This is a genomic window from Desulfovectis peckii, from assembly GCF_055391705.1.
Map to the genome: position 1 here is coordinate 1,856,894 of NZ_AP042409.1, position 24,344 is coordinate 1,881,237.

Here is a 24,344-nt window from a genome sequence, read left to right on the forward strand (position 1 = left end):
ACCACCTTATAAGTTATGTACAATCCGGTCGGCCAGTTCAGCCAATTTACTGTCATTAAAGCGGTCAGTGGTGCTTAGATAACCGGTGATGCGTCTTACCCTGTTGATAAAGGCGGAACCGCAACGCGGGCAGGTGTCTTCGTTAATTACCCCTAAGTAATTGCAACTGGTGCAAAAGTCTACCGGGAAGTTAATCGCTGCATAGCCCATGTCTGATTCACCCATAAACTTAACAACGGATTCAATTGCTTCCAGATTATGCACCGGCGGGCTGGGCAGCTCAATATAGCTGATATGACCGGCATTACAATACTTATGATAAGGGCCTTCCAAAGCGATCTTTTGAAAAGCGTTAATCGGAAAATCAACCGGTACATGGAAGGAGTTAGTGTAATATTCTTTATCTGTTACCCCGGGGATAATGCCGTATTCTCGGCGATCCATTTTGACAAACCGCCCGGACAAGCCTTCTGCCGGGGTAGCCAATAAGGTAAAGTTTAAGTCGTATTCTTCGCAGGCTTCATCTACTTTTTTACGCATAAAGGAAACAATTTCTTGCCCTAAAGCCTGGGCATCTTCACTTTCTCCGTGGTGAACACCGATTAGTGATGTTAAGGTCTCTGCCAATCCGATAAAACCAATAGACAATGTGCCATGCTTAATTGCTTCCTCAATGGGATCATCATTTTTTAGTCCTTCTGAACCAAGATACAGTTTTTGCCCCATTACAAAAGGCATATCTTTCACTTTAAGTTTAGACTGCACATGATAGCGGTGCATCAGCTGCCGCTTAGTCAACTCAATAACATCGTTGAGCAAGCGGTAGAATTTTTTAATATCCCGTTCCGCTTTAATCGCTATCCGCGGCAGGTTAATACTGGTAAAGGATAAGTTGCCTCTGCCGTCGGTAACCGCCGGGCCTCTGCGGTTAGCCATTACCCGGGTGCGGCAGCCCATATAGCCCACTTGATCGCCGTATTCCTTGTTAAAGGAACTGTCCATAAAGCTGAAGCTGGGGTTCAATCTTTTTGCCGCAACCCGCAAGGCCAGCTTAAACAAGTCATAGTTCGGATCACCGGGATTTAGGTTAACGCCTGCTTTTACGCGGAAAATAATATTGGGGAAGATGGGATTTTCACCCCGCCCCAGTCCTGCTTCATAAGCCAGCAAAAGGTTGCGGGTAACGCTTCGACCGGCTTCCGAGGTATCCGTACCGACATTTATAGAACTAAAGGGCACCTGGGCGCCGGCCCGACTGTGCATGCTGTTCAGATTATAAATTAAAGCCTCCATGGCCTGATATATTTCAAACTCATCTGCATCCTGCACGAAATCAGCCATATCCCGATCAAAGAAGGCAAAAGATTGGCCGCCGTGCATATCGTTTTGTGAACTCTGCAAAATAATAGCCGCTAAAGCTGCAGCAGAACTCGGTCGTCTGGGAGGGCGAATATAACCGTGTCCCGTATTAAACCCTTCTTTTAACAGCCTCCCTAAAGGAATCTGAATACAGGTCAGTGTCTTGCCGTAAAAATCCAAATCGTGAATATGTATGTCGCCGCAAATGTGAGCATTGGCGATTTCCTCCGGAATTAACCGGCTAAGATAATACTTTTTACTGGCTGCACTGGCGATTTGCAGCATTTTTGCCGATGGGGAGTTGCTGACATTGGCGTTTTCTCTACTGGTTTCTTCTAAAATTTCCTCTACCGCATCCATTAAGTCAGCTTTGGCTTCCCGTATCCGGGTGCGTTTATCCCGATACAAAATATAAGCTTTGGCAGTGCGGGCATGTCCCCTTTCTATTAACACTTTTTCCACCGCATCCTGTACATCCTCGACGCCAAAAATATTGCCGTTATATCTTTTTTTCAGCAGCTTTAACACTTCCAAAGTTAACTCCATGGCAGTGGTGCGATCCTCTCCACCCACCGCCCGGGCTGCCTTAAAGATAGCATCGGTAATTTTTGTTTCGTCAAAAGGAACTTCTCGCCCATCTCTTTTTCTAATTGTTTTAAACATACAAGCCCACCTCTATTTATTTTTTATCTTTTAACCTATCTAATTCTTGTCTGAAGCTGCTGATGTCCTGAAACTCGCGGTAAACTGATGCAAAGCGAACATAAGCAACCTCATCTTCATGGCGCAGCCAGTCCATTACCAGCTCGCCGATGTCACTGCTGTTAACCTCTGACTGCATTTTGTTGCGCAGTTCTTTTTCTATTTCCACAATCCATTTTTCCATTTTTTCTACGGAAATCGGTCTTTTTTCGCAAGCTTTTATTAATCCGCTTAAAAGCTTGTTGCGGTCAAACATCTCACGACGACCGTCCTTCTTCACTACCACCAACGGTGCTATCTCAAATCGCTCATAAGTAGTAAAGCGTTTGCCACAACTGACGCATTCACGGCGGCGGCGAATGGTAGCACCTTCATCAGCCGGCCGGGAATCAAGCACCCTGCTCTCCAAACAAGCACAAAAGGGGCAACGCATGATATCAGCTCCCAATAATACACTATATATTGTGACAAGTTTATTCTATTACACAATATCTAGTTAGTCAATATTTAACTGAAAAGTTATTAAATTCAAAGAACGGGAAAACAGTTCTATTGGGAATGAAGGGTAGATTTGGAAGGGAAGGCGCTATCATTATAACAGGAATTACCGCAAACATTAAAGATAGAAAATCAGGGTTCAGGGAACAATAACCGTTAAATTTAGTTAAAAGTGTAAGGTGAGGCCATGAATTATCAATTTATACCCCGGCGGGTTTTTTTTGAACCGGATGCTTTAGAGTATCCTTTGGGAAAAGAATTAAAAAAGCTTTTTACCGATATGAAGGCGGAAATAAAATATACTTCTTCCCACAATCGGGTAATCGGTATCCCGGGAAAGAACCCCCAAGAAGCTTATTTTGAAGGTAAGCGCACTTTAGTGGTTGGTGTTCGCCGCAGCCTTGATTTTCAAACCTGCAAACCGTCAGCTCATTACCAACTGCCGTTAGTAACCGGCTGTCCGGGCAAATGTGAGTACTGCTACCTAAATACTAACTTGGGTAAAAAGCCATATATTCGCATTTATGTAAACATTGACGATATTTTAGAACGGGCCGCCCGCTACATTAAAGAGGGCAGTCCGGAAGTTACCGTCTTTGAAGGAGCGGCAACATCAGACCCCATTCCGGTTGAAGGTTATACCGGCGCACTTAAAAAGGCCATTGAATTTTTTGGCCGCCAAAATTTGGGAAGGTTTAGATTTGTCACTAAGTTCACTGATGTAGATTCCCTTTTAAATGCCGAACATAAGGGACACACCCGGTTTCGTTTTAGTATTAACAGTGCAGCGGTTATTGCTAAATACGAACATGCCACGCCCAGCATGGAGGAACGAGTGGAAGCAGCCGGAAAAGTAGCAGCGGCCGGTTATCCCTTAGGCTTTATTATCGGTCCGATTATGCTGGAAGATGACTGGCAGCACCACTATCATGAAATGTTAACGGCCCTGAGAAGCAAAATACCGCAGAAAAAAAACAAAGAAATCATCTTTGAGTTAATTACCCACCGCTTTACCAAGCGGGCTAAAGCAAACATCAGCCAAATTTTTCCCCATACTACACTGAATATGGATGAAGAATTGCGCACATTTAAGTATGGGCAATTTGGCTACGGAAAATATCTCTACCCCAAAGATTTGATGGCGGAAGCGAAAAATTTCTTTATCGCGGCCATTAGTGATATCTTTCCGGAGGGCAAAATAAAATACTTTGTTTAATGTTGTCAGGGCAGCAAATTCGGCCCCTCGGACATTGTGTTAATATCTACTAAAATTACATCCATGCCGATTTTAATTATTTTATTCCAGGGGACAACAAAGTCTTCTTCCTTGCCCCAAAAGCCCAGTATGCGGCCGCTTCCGGGCAGTATCAGCGCATTGATTTTGCCGTTTTCCAAATCTATATCGATATCTTTAATCACCCCTAATCTGCGCCCATCGGCAATATTTATAATTTCCCGCATGCGCAGCTCGGAAATTTTTACCATTTTCACAACTTCACCCCCCTACTATGTATATGTAACGGGGAGGCGTTTTTGAACCGGAAAGTGGGACAGGTGGTTGTAGTTTGTTTGTTAGTTAGTTAGTTAGTTAGTCGGTTAGGGGAGTTGGTTAGGAGGGCGTTTTGCTCTCGGCCCCTAGCGGGCGCAAATAGAACAAAAGCCAAAGGGTAGGGGTGTTGAGAACTGCTGTCGGTGATTGGTTTAGATCACTGTACAGCAGTGTTGGGGCAAGCTGTCAGCAGGTATGCTTTCTTCAAGTTGATAATAAAAATTGTTTGGATTGTAAGCCTCAACGGCATCATATTTATACCAAGCAACTTGGGCAATTGTCAGAGCAAAAATCGTCGTTCCGACTATAAAAGCTAACCATTTACGCATTTGACATTTCTCCCGTTTAAATGTGTTTGCGCATTTGCGTTAATGCCGCTTTTTCCAGTCTAGATACTTGTGCCTGGGAAATACCGATTTCTTCTGCAACCTCCATCTGGGTTTTTCCTTCAAAAAAGCGCAGGGTTAAGATATGCCTTTCCCGTTCACTTAAGCGGTTTAAAGCATCCCGAATAGCTATTCCTTCCTGCCAACTGAGATCAAGGCTTTTTTCGTCACTGATTTGATCCATGACAAAGATTGGATCGCCACCGTCGTGATAGATTGGCTCAAAAAGGGAAATCGGTTCTTGAATGGCATCTAAAGCAAAAACTATTTCTTCTCTCGGCATATTTAACGCTTTGGCAATTTCATTGATCGAAGGTTCACGGGAATTCTTGTTGATTAGTGAATCTCGTACCTGCAGGGCTTTATAGGCAATATCCCGCAGTGATCTGCTCACTCTGATGGGGTTATTATCCCGCAAATAACGCCTAATTTCCCCGATAATCATCGGTACCGCATAGGTGGAGAACTTTACATTTTGGTTTAAGTCAAAATTATCGATTGCTTTCATCAAGCCGATACAGCCCACTTGAAATAAATCATCTACACATTCGCCGCGATTGGTAAAACGCTGAATTACGCTCAGCACCAACCGCAAGTTACCGTTGATAAGCTGGTTACGCGCGTTTTTGTCACCTTTCTTTAAAGCCTCAAATAAAACCCGCATTTCTTTATTCGATAGTACTGGGAGTTTGGAAGTGTTTACGCCACAGATTTCTACTTTGTTAACCAGCATATCAAGTCCCCCGCTCTTTTTGACATATTCACTTGCTTAATTCAATTATTACCTTGGTGATTTTGAATTATACATTCCTGTCTATTCCATGCGGTGAATCTCCTTTTTTAATCTTCTAATGATGCGCTTTTCCAGCCTAGAGATGTAGGATTGAGAAATCCCCAATAAATCAGCCACTTCTTTTTGCGTTTTTTCTTCGCAATTATTTAAACCAAAACGCAGTTCCATAATCCGTCTTTCTCGGCCACTTAGTTTTTGCAGGGCAAGGTGCAATAATTTTTTATCTACTTCTTCTTCAATATATTTGTAAATGATGTCGTTATCTGTACCCAATACATCAGAAAGCAGCAGTTCATTGCCGTCCCAATCTATATTTAACGGTTCATCAAAGGAAACTTCGGATTTGGTTTTATTATTTCTTCTTAAATACATCAGTATTTCATTTTCAATGCAGCGTGATGCGTAAGTGGCCAGTTTTATTTTTTTATTTGGGTCAAAGGTATTAACCGCTTTGATTAATCCAATCGTGCCAATAGATACTAAATCTTCAATGCCCACTCCGGTGCTCTCAAATTTTCTGGCAATGTAAACCACCAAACGCAGGTTCCTTTCAATCAGTACACTTTTAACGGAAGTATCTCCCTTTTCTAACCTTTGAATTAAGCCAATTTCCTCATCTGATGTCAGCGGCGGCGGCAATGCTTCACTGCTGCCAACATAATGCACTTCATCCTGTTGCCCCAGCCAGCGCAGCAGCCGCGATATTGTCAGCCGCATTACCATCGTAATATAGTCAAGGTTCTTCAATGCTCCTATCCCCCCCTGAGCCGGTTTAAGCTGCCTTTAACAACTGCGGATGCAAAAGGGCACGATAACCTTCACCCGAGCTGAGCTCACCCTTGTAAATCGCCACTAATGCTTTGGTAACATGCAAGATTTTTTTATCCAGCCGAATTTGAATTTCATCGGGCTGAAAGGCAATCAACATGCCGTTTTTCTTGCCCAATGACTGATAGGGTATAAACCTGAGCCTGGTTAACCAAGCATTGTCCGGCCTTTGATCAATGTTATTAAAATCCGGTTCGGCATTATTTTCGCACAGTTCGCACAACCACGGCGGCAGTATTGGTTTAACGGCCGCAAACTGCACTACCATCACCGGCAAACCGCTAAAAGGGTCGGTTAACGAATTGCCGGTATCAACCAAGGCCTCAACCTGCACTTGTCGTTGAAAAATTTTTATGGTTACTTCCGTTTTATAAGCCTTTTGAGTCATTTTTTTGTGATAAACTACGGCCCCCACTTTGCTGACCAGCCAAAAAATAAACAGGGTAATAAAAATGCCGTACCAAAAATATTTATCTATCAAATACATGAAGCTGCTTAAATCAGGAGCATAACCGGCACTGCCCATAAAATAAAGTAAGCCCATTACCACGCCGCCCATTCCAAAGGAAACAAGATAGAAATAAGCTAAAACAACAAGCAAACGACGCCACGGCAAAGGGGCAAAAGTACAAAGTACCATAATTACCGCTATAATTAACTTAAAAAGCCAAAACAACAAGTTATGTAAACCGGGAACAAATACACTAAAGGCATAAATTGACCCCACCGCTGCGCCAAACAACAAGCGCAGACGGCTGGGGTAATATCCGGCAAACTTGGCAGTGGTCCAAAGAATTACGTAGTTCATGACTATGTTCCCTACCAGTATCACGTCCAGATATACTACATAGTTCATTTAAATGCCCCCAACCTAAAGGACCGGTACACAATGCCTCTGTTACCAGTATATGGCCCCTAGGTAATTGCTATGACAAACTTTACAATTTTATTATACAACCCATTGTTTGTTATATTTGTCAATATTTGGATGAAAGGCAGCAATTTTTTTCTTCTTTATATTGCAAATTTACGGAGTAAAAAACTTCCGCCTAAATTTTTAGGCGGAAGTTTTTTAACCGATCAGTTGGCCGGCAATGGGCGTAGAAACAAAAACTTCGATTATTGCAGCCACAGCCAGTATCAAAATTAATAGCGGTATTAATTTAACCGCCAGTTTTTGCGCCGGTGGAAAGAGGCTTAAAAAGTTGCCTGTTTTTGTTCTTGCCTTTTTCACCTGCAGCCAAAAATACAGCGGAAACATACAGCCGGCAGCAAAAGCATACAGTTCAAAAGCACCGTGCATCATTGTCACCGTCAGCAAAACTCCGTAATCAACATTTAACATTATACTCAGCGCCCCAATAGACAACCCGGCCGCTAAGCAGTTAACTGTATACAAGAATATGCCGACAAGTGCCGCAAGACCGGCGGCAAAAATTCTAATATGTTTGCCCCGCAGCAGTTGAAGTGAAAATATCACCAACGGTGTGAGCGATATAAGCAGATTATTGACAAATATATTCCAGGTCATTCCCCACGAAGTTGCGGCATCAACTTTGTCAGTCAATCCTTCCATCAGTTTTTGTAATAAGGTCAGCAAGTGGTCAGAGTTTTTAAAAAAGATCAGGGTTATTACTGCCGTAACGGCTACCATTAACACAAATACCGCTTCGGCAATCAGTGCGGCAGCTAAATAACTGCGCAAACAAAACGCATCTTTGTTTGTGTCCATCTTCTCCTCCATACAAATAAGAGGTGCAAAGTAACCTCGCACCTCAAGCACCTGTTTTTTGATTATTTTCTCCGGCGTAAAAAAGCAGGTATATCCAGTTCATCATGGTTGGCAAAAGGTTTAATATCCAATTCGGATTTCAGTTCTTTTTTGCTGCTTCTCTGTTCAAAACCGGTAGCAATTACCGTTACCCGCACTTCTTCGTTCATCTTCTCATCAATTACTGCACCGAAAATAATATAGGCTTCCGGATCAGCAGCCTGAGAAATAATCTCTGCCGCTTCATTAACTTCAAACAGGCCCAATGAAGAACCGCCGGTAATATTTAGCAGCACACCCCTTGCTCCTTCAATGGAGGTTTCCAGTAGTGGGCTGGAAATAGCGGCACGTGCAGCTTCAACAGCCCGGCCTTCCCCAGTGGCAGATCCAATACCCATCAAAGCGGATCCTGTGTCTTTCATAATCGTTTTCACATCGGCAAAGTCTAAGTTAATTAAACCCGGAACAGCAATTAGGTCAGAAATGCCCTGAACACCTTGCCGCAGTACATCGTCAGCAATCCGAAAAGCTTCCACAATAGAGGTATGTTTATCAATTACTTGTAAAAGACGATCATTGGGTATAGTAATTAAGGTATCTACTTTTTCTTTTAACTGTTGAATTCCGCTTTCTGCCTGCGACATTCTTTTCCGTCCCTCAAAGGTAAAGGGCTTGGTGACGACCCCGACCGTTAAAGCTCCTAATTCTTTGGCCACTTCGGCTACTATCGGTGCCGCCCCGGTACCTGTTCCCCCGCCCATGCCGGCAGTAACAAAGACCATATCCGCCCCTTTTAAGGCTTCTTGGATTTCTTCCCTGCTTTCTTCAGCAGCCTTTTTGCCAATTTCCGGATTGGCACCTGCTCCCAATCCTTTGGTTAGTTTTGCCCCAATTTGTATTTTATTCGGGCTTTGCGAAAGGTTCAAAGCCTGGGCATCGGTATTTACCGCAATAAATTCTACACCCTTTAAACCGGCGGTAATCATGCGGTTAACCGCATTATTGCCGCCGCCTCCTACTCCAATAACTTTAATACTTGCGTATTGATCGAGGTCCAGTTCGAAATCCAACATGCAGTAATCCTCCTCACTTTTCTGTTCACTTAAATACCTTTAAGCATCGATTTTTAATTTATATATAACGCCCTTAAGCCGTTCTTTCAGGATGTTCAATGGGTCATTACGGTTGTCATGATTTTTCACATTGTTAGAGACGCCATATTCCATAATTTGCAAGGCAGTAATTTCTTCTAAATTTTCATTTTGCTTTATATCCTTAAACGTCCGCACCTTAAGCCCGGTGGCTGCGGAAATTTTTTGCATTAGGCCCGGCATTTGCGTTCCCCTGCCCATCAGTACAATTCCGGCAGGAACTATTCCCTGACCGTAAGTTTTAATTAGGTTGTTAATTAACTCTATCAATTCATTTACCCGGGCTTCAATGATGTCATATACTAACTGGCCGGAAATTTTTTGCGTTCCATTTGGCAAGCCCTGAATCAATATTTCTTCATCTTTGTTAGTTAATTGGGTTAAACCATACTTAATTTTTATTTCTTCAGCCACGGAAACAGGAATATGTAAACCAATGGCTAAATCACTGGTAATGTGCCCACTGCCCACCGGAAGGGATAGGGTTACCCACGGTTTGCCGCGATGGTACCAGCACAGCCCGGTACTGCTGCTTCCGATGTCCGCTAACAGATAGCCGATTTCTTTTTCCGCCGGCTGCAGCAGTTGGTGGGCAAAAACGTAGGCATTAAAAAACAACCCTTTTACTTGAATGCCTGCCTGATACAGCGCAGCCAACAAGTTTTGCACAGCAAGCTCCCGCCCCATTATGAGATGAGCCTCTATTTCAACGCGGGAACCGTTCATACCGATAGGCTCGGCAATTCCCCATAAGCCGTCAACAGCATATTCCCGGGGAACCAGATGCAATAAGAAGTATCTGTCGTGAACTTGCAGGCTGCAAGAATTCAGCAGCCGTTTGTGAGCATCTTCGGTGCATGTATTTTTCACCGTTATTGACGACATGACATTTTCACTATATACATCGCCGCCGGAAAACCCCACATAGGCAGATTTAATACCGATACCGGCCATATTTTCAGCTGTATTGAGCGCTGATTTAATTGATAAGGCACAGGCTTCGATATCGGAAACCATTCCTTTTCTAAAACCGACAGAGGGGGATTGGCCATAACCCAAAACAGCCAGTCCGGTATCATCGTGCTTGGCAATCAATGCATTAATACTGTGACTGCCGATATCCAGGGCGGCGATCACATTGCTGCCCACAAATTTCTCCCCCTATTCTTACTTTATCTGTAAATTCAACATAAATACTAAATTCCCTCTAATTTTACTGTAATAAAGTAGCACTTTTTTAACAAAATAAGCTATTTTTTTAATAAATGTCGGCGAATAATAGCTAAATTTTGAAATAGGCGCACTCCAAATGCCACTACTGCCGCGGTAGACAGGGCTACACCCAGTCGCTCGCCAATATATGCCAGAGTGGCAGCTAAAATGGCGTTGATAAAAAATCCGGATAAAAATACCGTAGTGTCAAACTTGTCTTCCATACCTGCTCTGATACCGCCAAATATTGAATCTAAAGCTGCCAGCACTGCTAAACCGAGGTAGGGAGCATATACTCCCGGTACTGCTATAGGTAGATTAAGCCCGATAAATAAACCGACAAACAAGCCTAAACTTGCTAATATTATTCCAATCCACATTTACTTTTCCCCTTCTTTTAAAGGTTTGGCATAATTAAACTCCAGTATCCCCCTATATGCGGGGATAGTAATCTCTTCTTTCTTTTCTACCTGCACGTCAATGGCCCAATCTTTTAAGGTTTCCACCAATCCACCTTTAATTTTTAAGCTGCTTTCCAGTTTTTCCGGATCACCGATTGCCAAGATGTGGTAAGGGTCGGAAACCCTAGTTAAGTTCACATCAATAAAATTACCGGCACTGCGTATTTCACTTGTAGCAATCAAACGCTGACCGTTAATTGATACCGCTTCCGCTCCGGCAGCATTCAACTCGTTTACCAGTCTCAACAAGTCATCGTACTTAATGGAAAAAAGGCTCGAATCAATATTCGGATTGTATTGATTGGCACTTTCCTTCGGCATATTCCTTACAATTACCTCCACACCCGGACCGGTTACGGGTTCCAAGCCCGCCGCTTTGCGCAACTTTTTTAATTCATTTTGCAAAGCCTCATAGGATTGATTACTGCCCTGTTGAATTTTTTCTAAGCTGTTTTGTAAATCTGCCGCTTCAGCCAGCAAAACATTGTAGTTTTGCTCTAATCGGCTAAGTTCCTGGGTTAATTCCTGCGGGCGATCATAAGGAAGACTATCGGTAGTGCCGCGAAACTGCAGTGCCAGCATTATTCCCAACACAACACATACTAAAGCGAGAGAAAAGTACATCGGTTTGTTTATTTTCATGTTCTTTCCTCCCCACGGACTCCGTTATGCGTGATCACACCGTCATAACCGGGAATGGTGACTTCTTTCATCTTTTTAGCATTAACTTGAATTCCCCAAACTTTTAACGAATCAACCACCCCGTTTTTCATATAAAGAGAATTATATAAAGTATCCGGATTACCGATGGCGGTAATAACATAGGGAGGAGCTAAGCGTTTATTGTCATTAACTAAGATGACAGGACCAATACAGCGTATTTCACTGGTTGCTATTAAACGCTGATCATTAATGGCCAGCACTTCTGCTCCGGCTGCTTTTAACTCGTTTAATACCTTTAACACATCTTCGTCATGCAGTACGTATAGATTAGGGTTCTGCTGTTGCCCCGGCTGCAGCACTATATCGCTGTCTTTTAAAGTTACCTCTAAACCCGGGCCGGTTACCGGCGTTGTGCCGGCCAAAATACCGGCAGCGGTTAATTCCCGCTGCAGCGCTTTCAATTCCGGTTCATCTGCTGCCTCCTCTAATTGCAGCCGCATTGCGTCAACTTTGGCCTGAAGCGCTTCCACATCCGCTTTTTTTTGCTCAATTTGTTCAGAAAGCTTCTCGGTTCGTTCAACTGTCGGATCATTAACTACCTGGTCTTGGGCGCGAAACTGTACCGCCAACATCAAGCCAAAAACAAAGGCTACTACAACTATTGCCCAGTGGTATCTACTTGTTTTCACCTCAGCTACACCTCCGGAGAGCGATACTTAACCACCGGCGATTTAAAGGATGTTAAGTCCACATACTCTACAACTTTTCCTTCGGGCACCTGATTAAGTACTTCTAAAAATACATTTGCTTTTTGCTCTATTTCTTTGGGATCACCCAAACGTCCTTGTATCCTTTCTAAAGTGTATATAAAAATTTTATTGTTATCATCAACATGGATTTCCGAAAGCCGGGGTAACAATGCCGTCGGCAGGTCGTTGAGCACGTTGAGCATGATATCAATATCTGCACCGGATATCTTTTTACCCAATACCGGCTCACCGATGTCACAGCCGGTAATTACCGGTAGCTCTGATTGGTTAATTTTCCCTTCCCGTAGGTATACTCCTTCCAGATCTATCTCAATAAAGTCTTTCCCCAGTGGCAGTAAAGCAACCGGCACTCTTTCTTCAACGGTAATCACCACAGTGGAAGGAAACTTACGAGTAATTTTTGCATTTTTTATCATTGGCAACATGTTAATTTTTTCTTCGCCAATGCGCAAATCTAATTTAAAAATGTTGCTGCCGGGAACAACACCGGAAAGTTTTACCAGTTCCTCTTGAGGAACACGGTTTCTGCCGTTGATTTCAATTTTTTTTACATCAAATATAGGTGACTGTAAGAATATATAAGTTGCTAAACAAATCAACAGCAGAAAAAAAATACCCTGCAAAAAGTTGTGCTTTGGTTTTTCTGACTGTGGCCTGATTTGGGTCATTTTTTCACCTGCAATACCATTTTTAACAGGACAACCACTTATTGTAAATAATTATACAGGTAAATAGTCTGCTTGTCCAAAACAAAAAAGTTCTAAGAAACAACAAAAATGCCACCGCAAAGGGTAGATAGTAAATAAAGCCTGAGGTTTTGTATAAATGCCTCAGGCTTTATTGCTAACTGTTCACTCTGATAATTCTGGCCCCCAGAGCGTTATATTTTTTTTCTATGCTCTCATAGCCGCGGTCGATATGCTCAATGCTTTCCAGCACAGAACCGTCATCAGCGGCCATTGCCGCCAATACCAGTGCTGCACCCGCCCTTAAATCCGAAACTTCTACATATGCCCCGGAAAGACCGGGGACACCGCGAACAATCGCCGTATTTCCTTCTAAGCGGATATCCGCACCCATGCGCTGTAACTCAGCAACATGTTTAAATCGGTTTTCAAAAATTGTTTCCGTGATGATGGAAGTACCTTCAGCAATACTCATCAGTGCCATCATCTGGGGCTGCATATCGGTAGGAAATCCCGGATAGGGCATGGTTTTGATATCTACCGCTTTAATGCGCTCGCTTCCTCGCACTGTTATGCTGTCTTCTTGAAAAGTTATTTGCACTCCTGCTTCTCTCAGTTTGGCAACGATCGGTTCCAGGTGTTCCGGTATTACATTAGTTAGTGTAATTTCACCTTTGGTAATGGCTGCCGCTACCATGTAAGTTCCCGCTTCAATGCGGTCCGGAATGACAGTATGTTCGGCGGAATGCAGTTCTTTTACGCCGTTGATTTTAACGGTATCGGTACCTGCACCGCTTATATCGGCACCCATAGAATTTAAAAACATCTGCAAATCGGCAATTTCCGGTTCTTTGGCCGCATTGCGAATTACCGTTGTTCCTTCGGCCAGTGTTGCCGCCATCATTAGATTTTCCGTTGCACCCACACTGGGCAGATCCAGATGTATTTCCGCCCCTTTTAAACCATGGGGTGCTTCGGCAATAATGTAACCAAACTTCTCTTTGATACCGGCCCCCATCAACCTCAGCCCTTTTAGATGCAAATCCATCGGCCTGCTGCCGATGTTGCACCCGCCCGGGTAACTGATTTTTACATAGCCAAAGCGGGCCAAAAGGGGGCCTAAAACCAAATTAGAAGCTCTCATCCGACGCATTAAATCTTCGGAAATCTCCAGCGACTGTACTTGTTGGGCATCAACAGTCACGGTTCTTCCTTCACAGCTAAGCCGTGCCCCTAGGTAAAAAAGCACGTCTTTCATATTTTTTATGTCTTGTAAATTAGGCACATCTTTTATTTTACATGTGCAAGGACATAGTAGCGTAGCGGCAAGAATCGGCAATGAAGCGTTTTTACTGCCGTTTACTCTCACCTTCCCTTTTAAGCGGTTTCCTCCCACAATTAAAAACTTTTGGGATGGTTTGTTCACGTTGCTCCACCTCCACGTATGCTAGCCCAGCACACGCACTTCCAGTTCAAGGGCAACGTTGAATCTCTCTTTAACTTTTTGTTTAATCAAATCTATTAAAGTTAAAACATCAGCGGCTGTTGCTCCACCTAAATTAATTATCCAATTGGCATGTTTAGTAGATACCTGGGCGTTGCCTATCCGCATCCCTTTCAGTCCGGCCATCTCAATCAGTCTGCCGGCTGAGTCTCCCGGCGGATTTTTAAACACGCTGCCTGCATTGGGGTAGCCCAGTGGTTGAACGGCCTTGCGCTTTTTAATCAAGGCCTGCATTTGGGCATAAATCGCCTCTTTGTCTGCCGGGTACAGTTCAAAAGTGGCTTCTAATACGATTAAATTTTTGCCTTGCAGGGCACTGGTGCGATAGGCAAACCCCATTTGTTCTTTGTCTAAATTGAAGATATTCCCGGCACCGTCAATTACTTTCGCACTCTGAATAATTTCACTGATGGCCGAGCCGTTGGCACCGGCATTCATCACCACTGCCCCACCGACGGTACCCGGAATGCCTGCAGACCAGGCTAAACCTCCTAGGCCCTGTTCCATTGCCGTTTGTGCAACTTTTGGCAGTGGTGCACCGGCACCGGCAACGATCCTGTTTCCCGTTACCTTGATTTGCCTAAGCCCTCCACCCAGTTTGACGGTCAGACCGGGTATACCGCTGTCCCGCACCAACAGGTTTGTTCCGTTGCCAATAACGGTCAACGGCAGATTAAGTTCTTTAGCCAAAAGAATGACTTTCTTTGTTTCTTCCAGGTGGCCGGTTTCAATAAAATACTCTGCCGGACCGCCAATCTGCCAGCTGGTGTGCTTATGCATTGGTTCATTGATTAACGGTTTGATGCCTAATTCAGAAAAATATCTATTTAAAACAAGTGATTCAACCATTAAAAGTGCTCCTCAAGTTTCTTTACTAAATCTACACCGCAAGTCCAGATATCCCCGGCTCCCATGGTCAGCACAATGTCACCGGGTCGGACAATATTCAGCAAATAGTCGGCAATATCAGCCAGATTATTAATATAAACAACTTCTTTTGCCTGATGGCGCTTAACTGCATCTACAATCAGTTGGGCACTGACCCCGGCAATCGGTTTTTCGCCGGCACTGTAGATATCATTGATAATTACTAAATCCGCATCTTCAAAGGACTCCCCAAATTGTTCGTACAGGTATTTAGTACGAGTATAGCGATGGGGCTGAAAAACGGAAATTATCCGGCCGGTATTCGCCTGACGGGCAGCACGCAGGGTCGCCTTAATTTCGGTAGGATGATGGGCATAGTCATCAACTACTTTAATACCCTTTACTTCTCCCAATAATTCATAACGGCGGTGTGCACCTTTGAATTGACGCAGTGCCGCTGCTATTGTTTCAAATGTCAACCCAATGCGCAGTGATACCGCAACTACCGCCAACGCGTTCATCAGGTTGTGCTGACCGGGAACTGCCAGCTCCAGCCGACCTAAAAATCTGTTCCCTTGATACACATCGGCACTGTTCGCCTTGCCGTTTAATGACATGTTTTTTAAAGTGTAGTCTGCCTCTTCACTCAAGCCGTATGTGATTACCGTTTTATCGACTTCTTTAATGATATTACTAATATTGGCATCATCACAATTTACTACCGCAAAACCGTCCGCATCAATATTAAGTATAAAATTTTTAAAGGCTTCCACTATATTTTCCTTAGTTTTATAATAGTCTAAGTGTTCTTCTTCAATATTGGTCAATATGGCTACGTGTGGGCGTAAAAGCAAAAAAGAGCCGTCACTCTCATCTGCTTCCGCTACCAAATAATCGCCATAACCGACTTTTGCGTTGCCGCCAATATCATTTAGTTCTCCACCGATAATAATAGTGGGATCATAACCACCCTTTTCCAACACTAAAGCCATCATTGAGGTAGTAGTGGTTTTCCCGTGTGCCCCGGCAACAGCAATGCCTTTTTGCCGTTCCATCAGTTTTGCCAGCATTTGTCCACGGTGGACAATTGGTATTCCTTTTTCTTTTGCGCGCAAAATTTCGGGGTTGTTTGGCGGAATAGCAGTAGAAACCACTTCCATTTCCGCCCCTTCAACATTTTCCGCACTATGACCGATAAAGCAGGTTACACCTAAGGCGCGCAGTTTGTTAGTTACTTCTGATTCTTTTATATCTGATCCGGTAACTTGATAACCTAACCCTGCTAAAATACGGGCAATGCCGCTCATACCGGCACCGCCGATTCCTACAAAGTGTACTTTATTGGGGATATCGTTCACTATGCTTTCATCTCCTTCCCTACAGGTCACCCCGCATAGAAAACTTGGCTTGCAAGGCCGCTAGATCTTCGCAGCCTCTGTTTTCCTGTGCTATCATCCTTAGGTTTTTATTTGGTTGATCGTGCATTGAAATGTTATGTTTCCTTGTACTATCATCCTGCAGTACAAAGAAGATTTTTACGGGATATATTATGCAGTTGCAACTATAAGTGTTACTGAACTTGTCTTAGTCGTTATTTAATAAGTGATCAATTAATTCCAAAATATCCTCTAAAGCCTGGGGTTTTCCCAATTTTAAGCTTTCTTCGGCCATCCGGTGTAAGGCTTGCGGAGAAGAAAGCAGTTGTTTTATATGTTCAAGCAGTACATCACCGGTTAATTCAGCATCATTAATCATTACGGCCGCCCCGCGCTCAGCTAATGCGCGGGCGTTATGCTCTTGGTGATTTTCTGCCGCATAGGGATATGGCACCAATATGCTTGGCAACCCTAAAGCCGTCAATTCAGCCAGTGTAGCCGCACCTGCCCGGCACACTACCAAATCGGCTACATTAAGGGCATCCTGCATATTATACAAATAGGGTACAGTGGTAATGTTCCCAATATTAACCAGTGATATACCTCTGGCCTGCAGCATGTTCAGATACTCTTTATGCCCTGCTTGTCCGGTAGCATGAATGATTTGAATCCCTTCATCATTCTGCAGTTCTTCTACTACCTTCACCATGGCATTATTGATTTTGCGAGCACCGCGACTGCCGCCGAACACTAACAGTACCGGTTTGTTAGGTGCAATACCTAGGCGGGAATACGCTTCTTCTTTTGCTACCTGAAAAATCTCGGGGCGCACCGGCAGACCGGTTACTTTTATGCGGGCCCCTTTGGGAAAATGCTTAACGGAGTCTTCAAAGGTAACCGCCACCCTACTTACCATGCGGGAAAGAATGCGGTTAGTTACACCCGGCAGTGCATTTTGTTCATGAATCAGTGTGGGCACTTTAAAAAGTGCACAGGCCATCATCACCGGACCCGTAACGTAACCGCCTGTACCGACAGCCACATCCGGTTTAAAACGGCGCACAATGTTCATCGCTTTTACCAATCCACCGCCGGCCTGCCAGAGCACTTTAAAATTCTTTAAAGACAGCCGGCGTTCAAAACCGGCCACATTGATTTTTTCAAAGGCATAGCCCTCTTTGGGAACAATATCGGACTCCAAGCCGCGGTTTGTCCCCACATATAAAATTTCTATGCCGGGGTAACGCTCCTTCAGTCCTTTAGCGATGGCCAGTGCCGGATAGATATGTCCACCGGTTCCGCCACCGGTAATAATTGCCCGCAATAAAGCCCACCTCTTTCTTACCGCGGTGTGGTATATTTAGATATGTTTAACAGTATGCCTACGCCCATTAAACTAAATAATAAAGACGTACCACCGAAACTGATAAATGGCAGCGGTACTCCGGTCACAGGCATCGAACCGGTAACAACGCCAATATTAATTATTGCCTGTAACACTATACCACAAGTAATTCCGGTTGCCAATAAACTGGCAAAGGGATCAGGCGAAGTAATGGCAATTTTAAAGCCTCTCCAAGCCAGCATGATAAACAACAAAATAACCAGTACCGCCCCAATGAAGCCCAATTCTTCTCCGATAATGGCAAAAATAAAGTCTGTATGGTTTTCCGGCAGATAAAGAAACTTCTGCTTGCTTTGCCCCAGCCCCATGCCAAACAAGCCACCGGAACCTAAAGCATAAAGGGATTGAATAATGTGATAGCCGTCACCTTGCGGGTCTGCCATCGGATCCAAAAAGGCTAAAAATCTGCTCATACGGTAAGGTTCGAAATAAATGGCTAAACCCACCAATACCAGGCCCAATGCACAGAGCAAGGCTAAGTGTGAGATTCTGGCACCGGCCGCCAAAAACATTAGCATAATGGTGCCGCACAGCGTCACCGCAGTACCTAAGTCCGGCTGCAGTAAAATTAAACCGGCAGCTATACCCATGATCACTAAATAGGGCATGAGTCCCTTTTTGAAATCACGAATCAATCCCTGCTTTTTAGAAAGCCCGTATGCAACAAAAGCAATCAAGCATAGTTTTACCAATTCTGCCGGGGCAAAGGAGAGAGGTCCCAAATTAATCCAGCGACGTGCACCGTTTACCTCTTTGCCGATACCCGGCAGCAGCACCGCTACCAGCAATAGGAAACCGATGACCACAATGGGCAGTATCCAGCGCTTGTATTTGTAATAGTCAATATTCATCGTCACTATCATGGCGACAATGCCGATTAAGGCCCACAGCATTTGCCGTTCAAAAAAGTAAAAAGCATTATGATAACGAATAATTGTCACATACTGACTGGCACTAAACACCATCACAATACCAATGCTCAAAAGCATCAAAACGGTAAGAAAAAGAATAAAGTCCGGTGACCTTTTCTTTATTTGCAATTCCTTACCCCCTCAATTTGAGCACCAGCTCCCGGAATAAGTCGCCGCGCTCTTCATAGCTTTTGAACATATCCCAGCTGGCGCAAGCCGGTGACAACAAGACCACCTCATTGGGCTTGGCAATTTGGTAGGCCGCACATACCGCCTCTTGATAGTTCTGCACCTCAATAATGTTTTGATAGCCTAATGCCTCTGCCGCTTCTTTAATTTGCACGCCGTCTTTGCCCAGCAAAATCAAAACCCGCACTTTTTCTTTAATCCGTTTGGCAAACTCATCAAAGCTGCTGCCTTTGTTTAATCCTCCGGCTATCAGTACAATTGGCTGTTCAAAGGCCTCCAGCGCTTTGATGGCAGCATCCGGGTTGGTGGCCTTGGAATCATTGACATAACGCACACCGTTAACAGTGGCCACAGTTTCCAGACGATGAGGCACACCTTTAAATGTGCTAAGTGTTGCCGCCAACTTTTCCGCATCCACACCCAAAGGAAATGTGCAGGCCACCGCCGCCAAAGCATTTTCTAAGTTATGCCCGCCGGGTATGTTCAATTTTTCTACCGGAAGTATTTTAGTGGTAGTCCCATCCATGGTAACCACTATATCCCCGTTTTGGATATATACTCCCTGATCTAAAATATGCTTACGGCTGAAAAATATAACCCGTCCCATTGTTTGTTTGGCCAGTGCCGCAGTATTGGCGTCATCATAATTTAAAACGGTATAGTCAAAAGGCATTTGATTACCAAAAATTCGGCTTTTGGCCTGAATATAGTTTTCTACTGAACCGTGCCTGTCCAAGTGATCGGGAGTAATGTTTAATATGGCCGCCACTTTTGGCCGAAAAGTCTGTATTGTTTCCAACTGAAAACTGGATACTTCGGCTACAACAATGTCATCTTCGTCATAATCTTCAATCGCGCTGACCAGCGGCAGGCCGATGTTGCCGGCCACCAATGTATTAATTCCGGCATCTTTAAAGATTTGCCCCACTAAACTGGTGGTTGTGGTTTTTCCGTTAGTCCCGGTGATAGCAACAATCGGAGCTTCCGCATAACGAAAAGCCAGTTCCACTTCGCTAATCACCGGCACATATGACCGGTATGCCTTCTCTACCGTGGGAACGGTTAACGGCACACCGGGGCTGACCACCAAAAAGTGGTAATCGGTCGGGTCAGGGTAGTTGCCGTCCAATGCCAATTGCACACCCATGGAGGCTAACTTTTTCACCGGCTCCCCCAATTGGGCCAGGGATTTGGCATCGGCCAGCGTTACCTCTGCCCCTTTTTTCTTTAAGAATTCTGCAGCGGCTAAGCCGCTGCGGGCCGCTCCTAATACCAGTACTTTTTTATCAGCTACATGCATTTATATTCACCTTCAGTTATACGAGATTATATAGACCGGCCAGCCCCAACGCACCAAATAAAATGCCGATCAGGCAAAATGTAAACACCACTTTGTTTTCCGACCAACCACCCAGCTCAAAATGATGGTGCAACGGACTCATGCGAAACAATCGCTTGCCGGTGCTTTTAAAAGAAATCACCTGCAGAATTACTGAAAGAGCTTCCAGCACAAATATACCGCCAATAATTGCCAGAAAAATTTCGTGACGGATAAGCACCGCGGCTGAAGCTAAGGCACCGCCCAGTGCCAGTGAGCCGGTATCGCCCATAAAAACTTTAGCCGGGTGACGGTTAAAAATTAAAAATGCCAAGCATCCTCCGGCTACTGCGGCCAGCACAATGGCCACACCGGCTTTATCGGTAATTAAAGCAATTGCCGCCAGTGGCAGTGTTGCGATCAGTACCGTGCTGCCGGCCAATCCGTCTAAGCCGTCGGTAAGGTTGACGGCATTGGTTGTTCCCACAACAACGAATACTGTAAAAGCAAGAAAGCCAATGACACCTAAATCATAGCGCAATCCTTGTTCCACAAAAAAACCGGAGAACGGAATGACAATATCAGTACCCCGTCCCAGTACAGTGACGGCCACCAGCCCCAGCCCTAAAGCAAGAATTAACTGCCCCAACAGCTTTTCCCGGGCGCGGAGCCCCAAAGAACGCTTCAAGCCGATTTTAATAAAATCATCGATAAACCCAATCAAACCATAACCAAGTGTGACTAACAGGATCACCAATCCTTCATTGGCTCCGTCCAAAGCAACGCCCCAGCGTAAAAGGCTTAAGCAGGCTACGGTAATGCCAATGAGGAACATTATTCCGCCCATTGTCGGCGTACCGGCCTTTTGCAAATGACGGGAAGGACCGTCATCACGAATATTTTGGCCAAACTTTAACCGGCGCAGTAGCGGAATTAATATCGGCCCTAAAAGCGCAGTAACGATAAATGATATGCCAAATGAAACAGCAAGATATTTATAAACTCCGCCAGCCAATCCGCTCAAATTTAATTCCTCCAGTAGTTATGATGCTAATAAATTTAACAAAAACCATGCTTTATTTGGCAAACGCCGTTTGTAGCGCAAAGACAATTTCTTCCATCCTCATACCCCGCGATCCTTTTACCAATACGATGTCTTCCGGGCACAGCATCTTTTTTAAATAGGCAATCGCTGTCTTGTTATCAGCAAACCATTTAACTTGTTCAGGTTTTAATCCGGCAGCTTTAGCGCCTGCGGCGATATTTTTCGCTAATTCGCCGACTGCCACCAACAAGCTCACGCCTGCCGCCGCCTGACCGGTTTCGTAATGTCCCTGTATTTCACGCGGCCCCAGTTCAAACATACTGCCCAATACCGCTATCTGCCTGCGCCCGGCGGCCATGTCAGCCAGGGTCCGCAGTGCAGCCTTGGTGGAATCGGGATTGGCGTTGTAGGTATCGTCAATAATGGTTATTGTGCCGGTTTCAATAATCTGCAAGCGCATATCGGTAATTTTTGCCGCGGCAAGCCCCTCAGCCCCTTCCTCCGGCGTAAGCCCCATGTTGATTCCTACTGCCAGTGCGGCTAAGGCATTAGCTATATTATGCTGACCGACGAGGGGGAGTTCAACGGTTATTTTGCCAACAGGAGTTACCGCTGTAAAACTGCTGCTTTTGCCTTTAAAGACAATATCTTCTGCCCGGTAATCGGCATCACTGTCCAAACTAAAAGTCACCACCCGTCCCCGGCAACGGCCGGCTTGCTCTAAAGCCAGTTTTGTCGCCGGAATGACGGCAAAGCCGTCCGCATCGACATGATCCAATATTTCGCCCTTAGCCAAGGCAATATTTTCCCTGCTACCTAACAACTCCAAATGCGTCTCGCCAATATTGGTAATAACGGCGGCATTTATACCGGCAATTTCACAAAGGGCATCAATTTGCCCTAAACCCCGCATGCCCATCTCCACCACCGCAGCATTGTAGCGTTCATCCAGTTCTAACAGCGTCAGTGGCAGGCCGATTTCGTTATTGAAATTGCCCTTTGTTTTTAAAACAGAAAATTTTCTTCCCAGTACTGCCGCCACCAAATCTTTGGTGGTTGTTTTGCCGTTACTGCCGGTAATGCCAATTATCGGAATATCTATCAGGCTGCGGTTATATTTAGCCAGTTTTTGCAAGGCAGTTAAAGTATCCGCTACCTTAATCACCGGAACATCGGGCGGCAATTCTGCTGCCGGTTTTGCCAGTATTAAAGCGCCGGCCCCGGCGGCTGCCGCTTGATGAACAAAATCATGGGCGTCAAACTTTTCTCCGACTAAAGCGACAAATAAATCGCCGGGCTTTAGTTTTCGTGTGTCGGTGCAGACATTTTCTACGGTTACGTTGGGTTCTCCTTGTATTAACTGCCCGTCAACCGCAGCAGCTATTTTTTGTACGGTGAGTTTTTTCATCTTTTCACATCCTGTTGTTGGGTGTAACCTAAAGCCTGTAGCGCCTCCGTTGCCACTACCCGGTCATCAAAGTCATATTTTGTTTTGCCGATAATTTGATAAGTTTCATGCCCCTTGCCGGCTATCACTACAACATCACCGGGCTCGGCTTTGTTGATTGCATAATAAATGGCTTCTCGGCGATCCGGGACTACGGTATATCTGTCCGCACCGACAGCGCCTTTTACACCCACTAATATATCATCAATTATTTTCATCGGATCTTCCGTGCGCGGATTATCGGAGGTAATTACCGCATGTTCACTTAAACGCACGCCCAGTTCCCCCATAATCGGTCTTTTTGTGCGATCACGGTCACCGCCGCAGCCAAACACGGCAATTACGCGATTGCGGGCAATTCGCCGGGCAGCCTGCAGCACATTTTCCAACCCGTCAGGAGTATGGGCATAATCAACAACTACCCCAAAGGGTTGACCGCATTTTACCAATTCAAACCGACCGGCAACACCGGGTACCGCTTCCAGTGCTTTGCTTACCGTCTCTAAATCAATGCCCTGGGCCCGGGTACAGGCAAATGCCGCCAAAGCGTTGTATACATTAAATTCCCCGGTGAGTTTTAACTGCAGCTGACACTCACCGTACTTACCGGTAGTGACAAAAGAAACCCCGTCCGTAGCTAATTTTATGTTTTTCGCACTTACATCCGCTTTATTTCGCAAACCATATGTAACAACCTTTCCGCAGGCAGCCTTAATCATGTCTTGCGCATGGGCATCATCAATATTTATTACTGCCAGCGGGGCCATAGCAAACAGTTTGGCTTTGGCAGCGGCATAATCATCCATACCGCCGTGAAAATCTAAGTGATCTTGAGTAAGATTGGTAAATACGGCAGCAGCAAAGTCAGTTGCCGCCACGCGGTTTAAGGCCAAAGCATGGGATGAAACTTCCATCGCCGCATGAGTAACCCCGCTCTTAACCATTTGAGCCAACAAACGCTGCAGATCAAGTGATTCGGGAGTGGTATTAACCGCCGGCAGTTCTTTGCCGCCCACAATATTTTGAATAGTACCGACCAAACCCACTTTATTGCCGGCCCCTTTATAAATGGCGGCAATTAAGTGGCTGGTAGTTGTTTTACCGTTGGTACCGGTTACTCCGGTAAGAAGCAGTTTTTTTGCCGGATAATTATAAAAAGCCGCTGCTGCCAAAGCCAGGGCCAATCTGCTGTCTTTTACCCGGGCCAGCGGTATGTCAGCCGCGGTTTCCTTTTCCACTATCAGTGCTGCCGCTCCGTTTTCTATAGCCTGATCGATATAGTTATGCCCGTCAGTGACAAACCCGGCAATAGCCACAAAGAGATACCCCGGTTTAACTTTGCGGGAATCATAGGCAATGCCGGTAATTGGCGTATTTAACTCACCTTTGGTATGGCAAACTTCCAATGAAGCTAATAATTCACTAAATAACAACCGGGTTTCCTCCCCCAATA

The 24,344-nt window shown here is 44.9% G+C and carries 24 protein-coding genes; 1 reads left to right on the forward strand and 23 read right to left on the reverse strand.

The genetic code is table 11. The annotated features are described in order from the left end of the window. Nucleotides 1-6: 6 nt before the first annotated feature. Nucleotides 7-2,022 carry an anaerobic ribonucleoside-triphosphate reductase gene (gene nrdD / locus ACZ5NG_RS09205; protein ID WP_464251521.1) on the reverse strand — a complete coding sequence of 672 codons (2,016 nt, stop codon included), beginning with the start codon at nt 2,020-2,022 and terminating at the stop codon, nt 7-9. A 16-nt stretch (nt 2,023-2,038) separates the two neighbouring features. Next, on the reverse strand, nt 2,039-2,494 hold the full coding sequence (gene nrdR / locus ACZ5NG_RS09210; protein ID WP_464251522.1) for a transcriptional regulator NrdR: 456 nt from the start codon (nt 2,492-2,494) through the stop codon (nt 2,039-2,041). A 252-nt stretch (nt 2,495-2,746) separates the two neighbouring features. On the opposite strand from nrdR, the gene splB reads away from it, so the two are divergent. Beyond that, nucleotides 2,747-3,775, forward strand: coding sequence for a spore photoproduct lyase (splB, locus tag ACZ5NG_RS09215; protein WP_464251523.1), 1,029 nt, complete (start codon nt 2,747-2,749; stop codon nt 3,773-3,775). 5 nt (nt 3,776-3,780) lie between these two features. On the opposite strand, the gene ACZ5NG_RS09220 is transcribed toward splB, so the two are convergent. From ACZ5NG_RS09220 to ACZ5NG_RS09320, 21 genes are all read right to left on the reverse strand, one after another. Next, a complete protein-coding gene (locus ACZ5NG_RS09220) occupies nt 3,781-4,044 on the reverse strand; it encodes a YlmC/YmxH family sporulation protein (protein ID WP_464253142.1) in 264 nt (87 codons plus the stop codon). A 216-nt stretch (nt 4,045-4,260) separates the two neighbouring features. Continuing rightward, nucleotides 4,261-4,437, reverse strand: a complete 177-nt coding sequence (locus tag ACZ5NG_RS09225; RefSeq protein WP_464251524.1) for a hypothetical protein — start codon at nt 4,435-4,437, stop codon at nt 4,261-4,263. A 16-nt stretch (nt 4,438-4,453) separates the two neighbouring features. Continuing rightward, on the reverse strand, nt 4,454-5,227 hold the full coding sequence (gene sigG / locus ACZ5NG_RS09230; protein ID WP_464251525.1) for an RNA polymerase sporulation sigma factor SigG: 774 nt from the start codon (nt 5,225-5,227) through the stop codon (nt 4,454-4,456). Between the two features lie 81 nt (nt 5,228-5,308). After that, nucleotides 5,309-6,010: an RNA polymerase sporulation sigma factor SigE gene (gene sigE, locus ACZ5NG_RS09235; RefSeq protein ID WP_464253143.1), complete on the reverse strand. Its 702-nt coding sequence runs from the start codon at nt 6,008-6,010 to the stop codon at nt 5,309-5,311. A 49-nt stretch (nt 6,011-6,059) separates the two neighbouring features. Further along, the gene (gene spoIIGA / locus ACZ5NG_RS09240) at nt 6,060-6,971 is read right to left on the reverse strand and encodes a sigma-E processing peptidase SpoIIGA (RefSeq protein ID WP_464251526.1); all 912 of its coding nucleotides are present in this window, start codon (nt 6,969-6,971) and stop codon (nt 6,060-6,062) included. Nucleotides 6,972-7,187: 216 nt separating this feature from the next. Beyond that, nucleotides 7,188-7,847 (reverse strand): stage II sporulation protein M, encoded by a 660-nt coding sequence (locus tag ACZ5NG_RS09245; protein WP_464251527.1) that lies wholly within the window; start codon nt 7,845-7,847, stop codon nt 7,188-7,190. Nucleotides 7,848-7,909: 62 nt separating this feature from the next. Then, on the reverse strand, nt 7,910-8,959 hold the full coding sequence (gene ftsZ, locus ACZ5NG_RS09250; protein ID WP_464251528.1) for a cell division protein FtsZ: 1,050 nt from the start codon (nt 8,957-8,959) through the stop codon (nt 7,910-7,912). A 39-nt stretch (nt 8,960-8,998) separates the two neighbouring features. After that, nucleotides 8,999-10,186: a cell division protein FtsA gene (ftsA, locus tag ACZ5NG_RS09255; RefSeq protein ID WP_464251529.1), complete on the reverse strand. Its 1,188-nt coding sequence runs from the start codon at nt 10,184-10,186 to the stop codon at nt 8,999-9,001. A 101-nt stretch (nt 10,187-10,287) separates the two neighbouring features. Then, the gene (locus ACZ5NG_RS09260) at nt 10,288-10,629 is read right to left on the reverse strand and encodes a small basic family protein (protein ID WP_464251530.1); all 342 of its coding nucleotides are present in this window, start codon (nt 10,627-10,629) and stop codon (nt 10,288-10,290) included. Further along, a complete protein-coding gene (locus tag ACZ5NG_RS09265; RefSeq protein WP_464251531.1) occupies nt 10,630-11,352 on the reverse strand; it encodes a DUF881 domain-containing protein in 723 nt (240 codons plus the stop codon). After that, entirely contained in the window at nt 11,349-12,062 is a 714-nt protein-coding gene (locus ACZ5NG_RS09270; protein WP_464251532.1) for a DUF881 domain-containing protein, read from the reverse strand. The genes ACZ5NG_RS09265 and ACZ5NG_RS09270 overlap by 4 nt, the downstream gene beginning before the upstream one ends. Nucleotides 12,063-12,067: 5 nt before the next feature. Then, on the reverse strand, nt 12,068-12,811 hold the full coding sequence (locus ACZ5NG_RS09275) for a cell division protein FtsQ/DivIB (RefSeq protein WP_464251533.1): 744 nt from the start codon (nt 12,809-12,811) through the stop codon (nt 12,068-12,070). Between the two features lie 175 nt (nt 12,812-12,986). Next, nucleotides 12,987-14,255 carry a UDP-N-acetylglucosamine 1-carboxyvinyltransferase gene (gene murA / locus ACZ5NG_RS09280; protein ID WP_464251534.1) on the reverse strand — a complete coding sequence of 423 codons (1,269 nt, stop codon included), beginning with the start codon at nt 14,253-14,255 and terminating at the stop codon, nt 12,987-12,989. 21 nt (nt 14,256-14,276) lie between these two features. Then, nucleotides 14,277-15,182: a UDP-N-acetylmuramate dehydrogenase gene (murB, locus tag ACZ5NG_RS09285; protein ID WP_464251535.1), complete on the reverse strand. Its 906-nt coding sequence runs from the start codon at nt 15,180-15,182 to the stop codon at nt 14,277-14,279. Then, nucleotides 15,182-16,558 (reverse strand): UDP-N-acetylmuramate--L-alanine ligase, encoded by a 1,377-nt coding sequence (gene murC, locus ACZ5NG_RS09290; protein WP_464251536.1) that lies wholly within the window; start codon nt 16,556-16,558, stop codon nt 15,182-15,184. Before murC ends, murB begins: the two co-directional genes overlap by 1 nt. Before the next feature lie 226 nt (nt 16,559-16,784). Then, nucleotides 16,785-17,900 carry an undecaprenyldiphospho-muramoylpentapeptide beta-N-acetylglucosaminyltransferase gene (murG, locus tag ACZ5NG_RS09295; protein WP_464251537.1) on the reverse strand — a complete coding sequence of 372 codons (1,116 nt, stop codon included), beginning with the start codon at nt 17,898-17,900 and terminating at the stop codon, nt 16,785-16,787. Between the two features lie 17 nt (nt 17,901-17,917). Continuing rightward, nucleotides 17,918-19,021: a stage V sporulation protein E gene (spoVE, locus tag ACZ5NG_RS09300; protein ID WP_464251538.1), complete on the reverse strand. Its 1,104-nt coding sequence runs from the start codon at nt 19,019-19,021 to the stop codon at nt 17,918-17,920. A gap of 4 nt (nt 19,022-19,025) precedes the next feature. Then, the gene (gene murD / locus ACZ5NG_RS09305; protein ID WP_464251539.1) at nt 19,026-20,381 is read right to left on the reverse strand and encodes a UDP-N-acetylmuramoyl-L-alanine--D-glutamate ligase; all 1,356 of its coding nucleotides are present in this window, start codon (nt 20,379-20,381) and stop codon (nt 19,026-19,028) included. Nucleotides 20,382-20,397: 16 nt separating this feature from the next. Beyond that, the gene (mraY, locus tag ACZ5NG_RS09310) at nt 20,398-21,423 is read right to left on the reverse strand and encodes a phospho-N-acetylmuramoyl-pentapeptide-transferase (RefSeq protein ID WP_464251540.1); all 1,026 of its coding nucleotides are present in this window, start codon (nt 21,421-21,423) and stop codon (nt 20,398-20,400) included. 52 nt (nt 21,424-21,475) lie between these two features. Next, entirely contained in the window at nt 21,476-22,852 is a 1,377-nt protein-coding gene (locus ACZ5NG_RS09315; RefSeq protein ID WP_464251541.1) for a UDP-N-acetylmuramoyl-tripeptide--D-alanyl-D-alanine ligase, read from the reverse strand. Continuing rightward, entirely contained in the window at nt 22,849-24,324 is a 1,476-nt protein-coding gene (locus tag ACZ5NG_RS09320; protein ID WP_464251542.1) for a UDP-N-acetylmuramoyl-L-alanyl-D-glutamate--2,6-diaminopimelate ligase, read from the reverse strand. Before ACZ5NG_RS09320 ends, ACZ5NG_RS09315 begins: the two co-directional genes overlap by 4 nt. Nucleotides 24,325-24,344 lie beyond the last annotated feature (20 nt).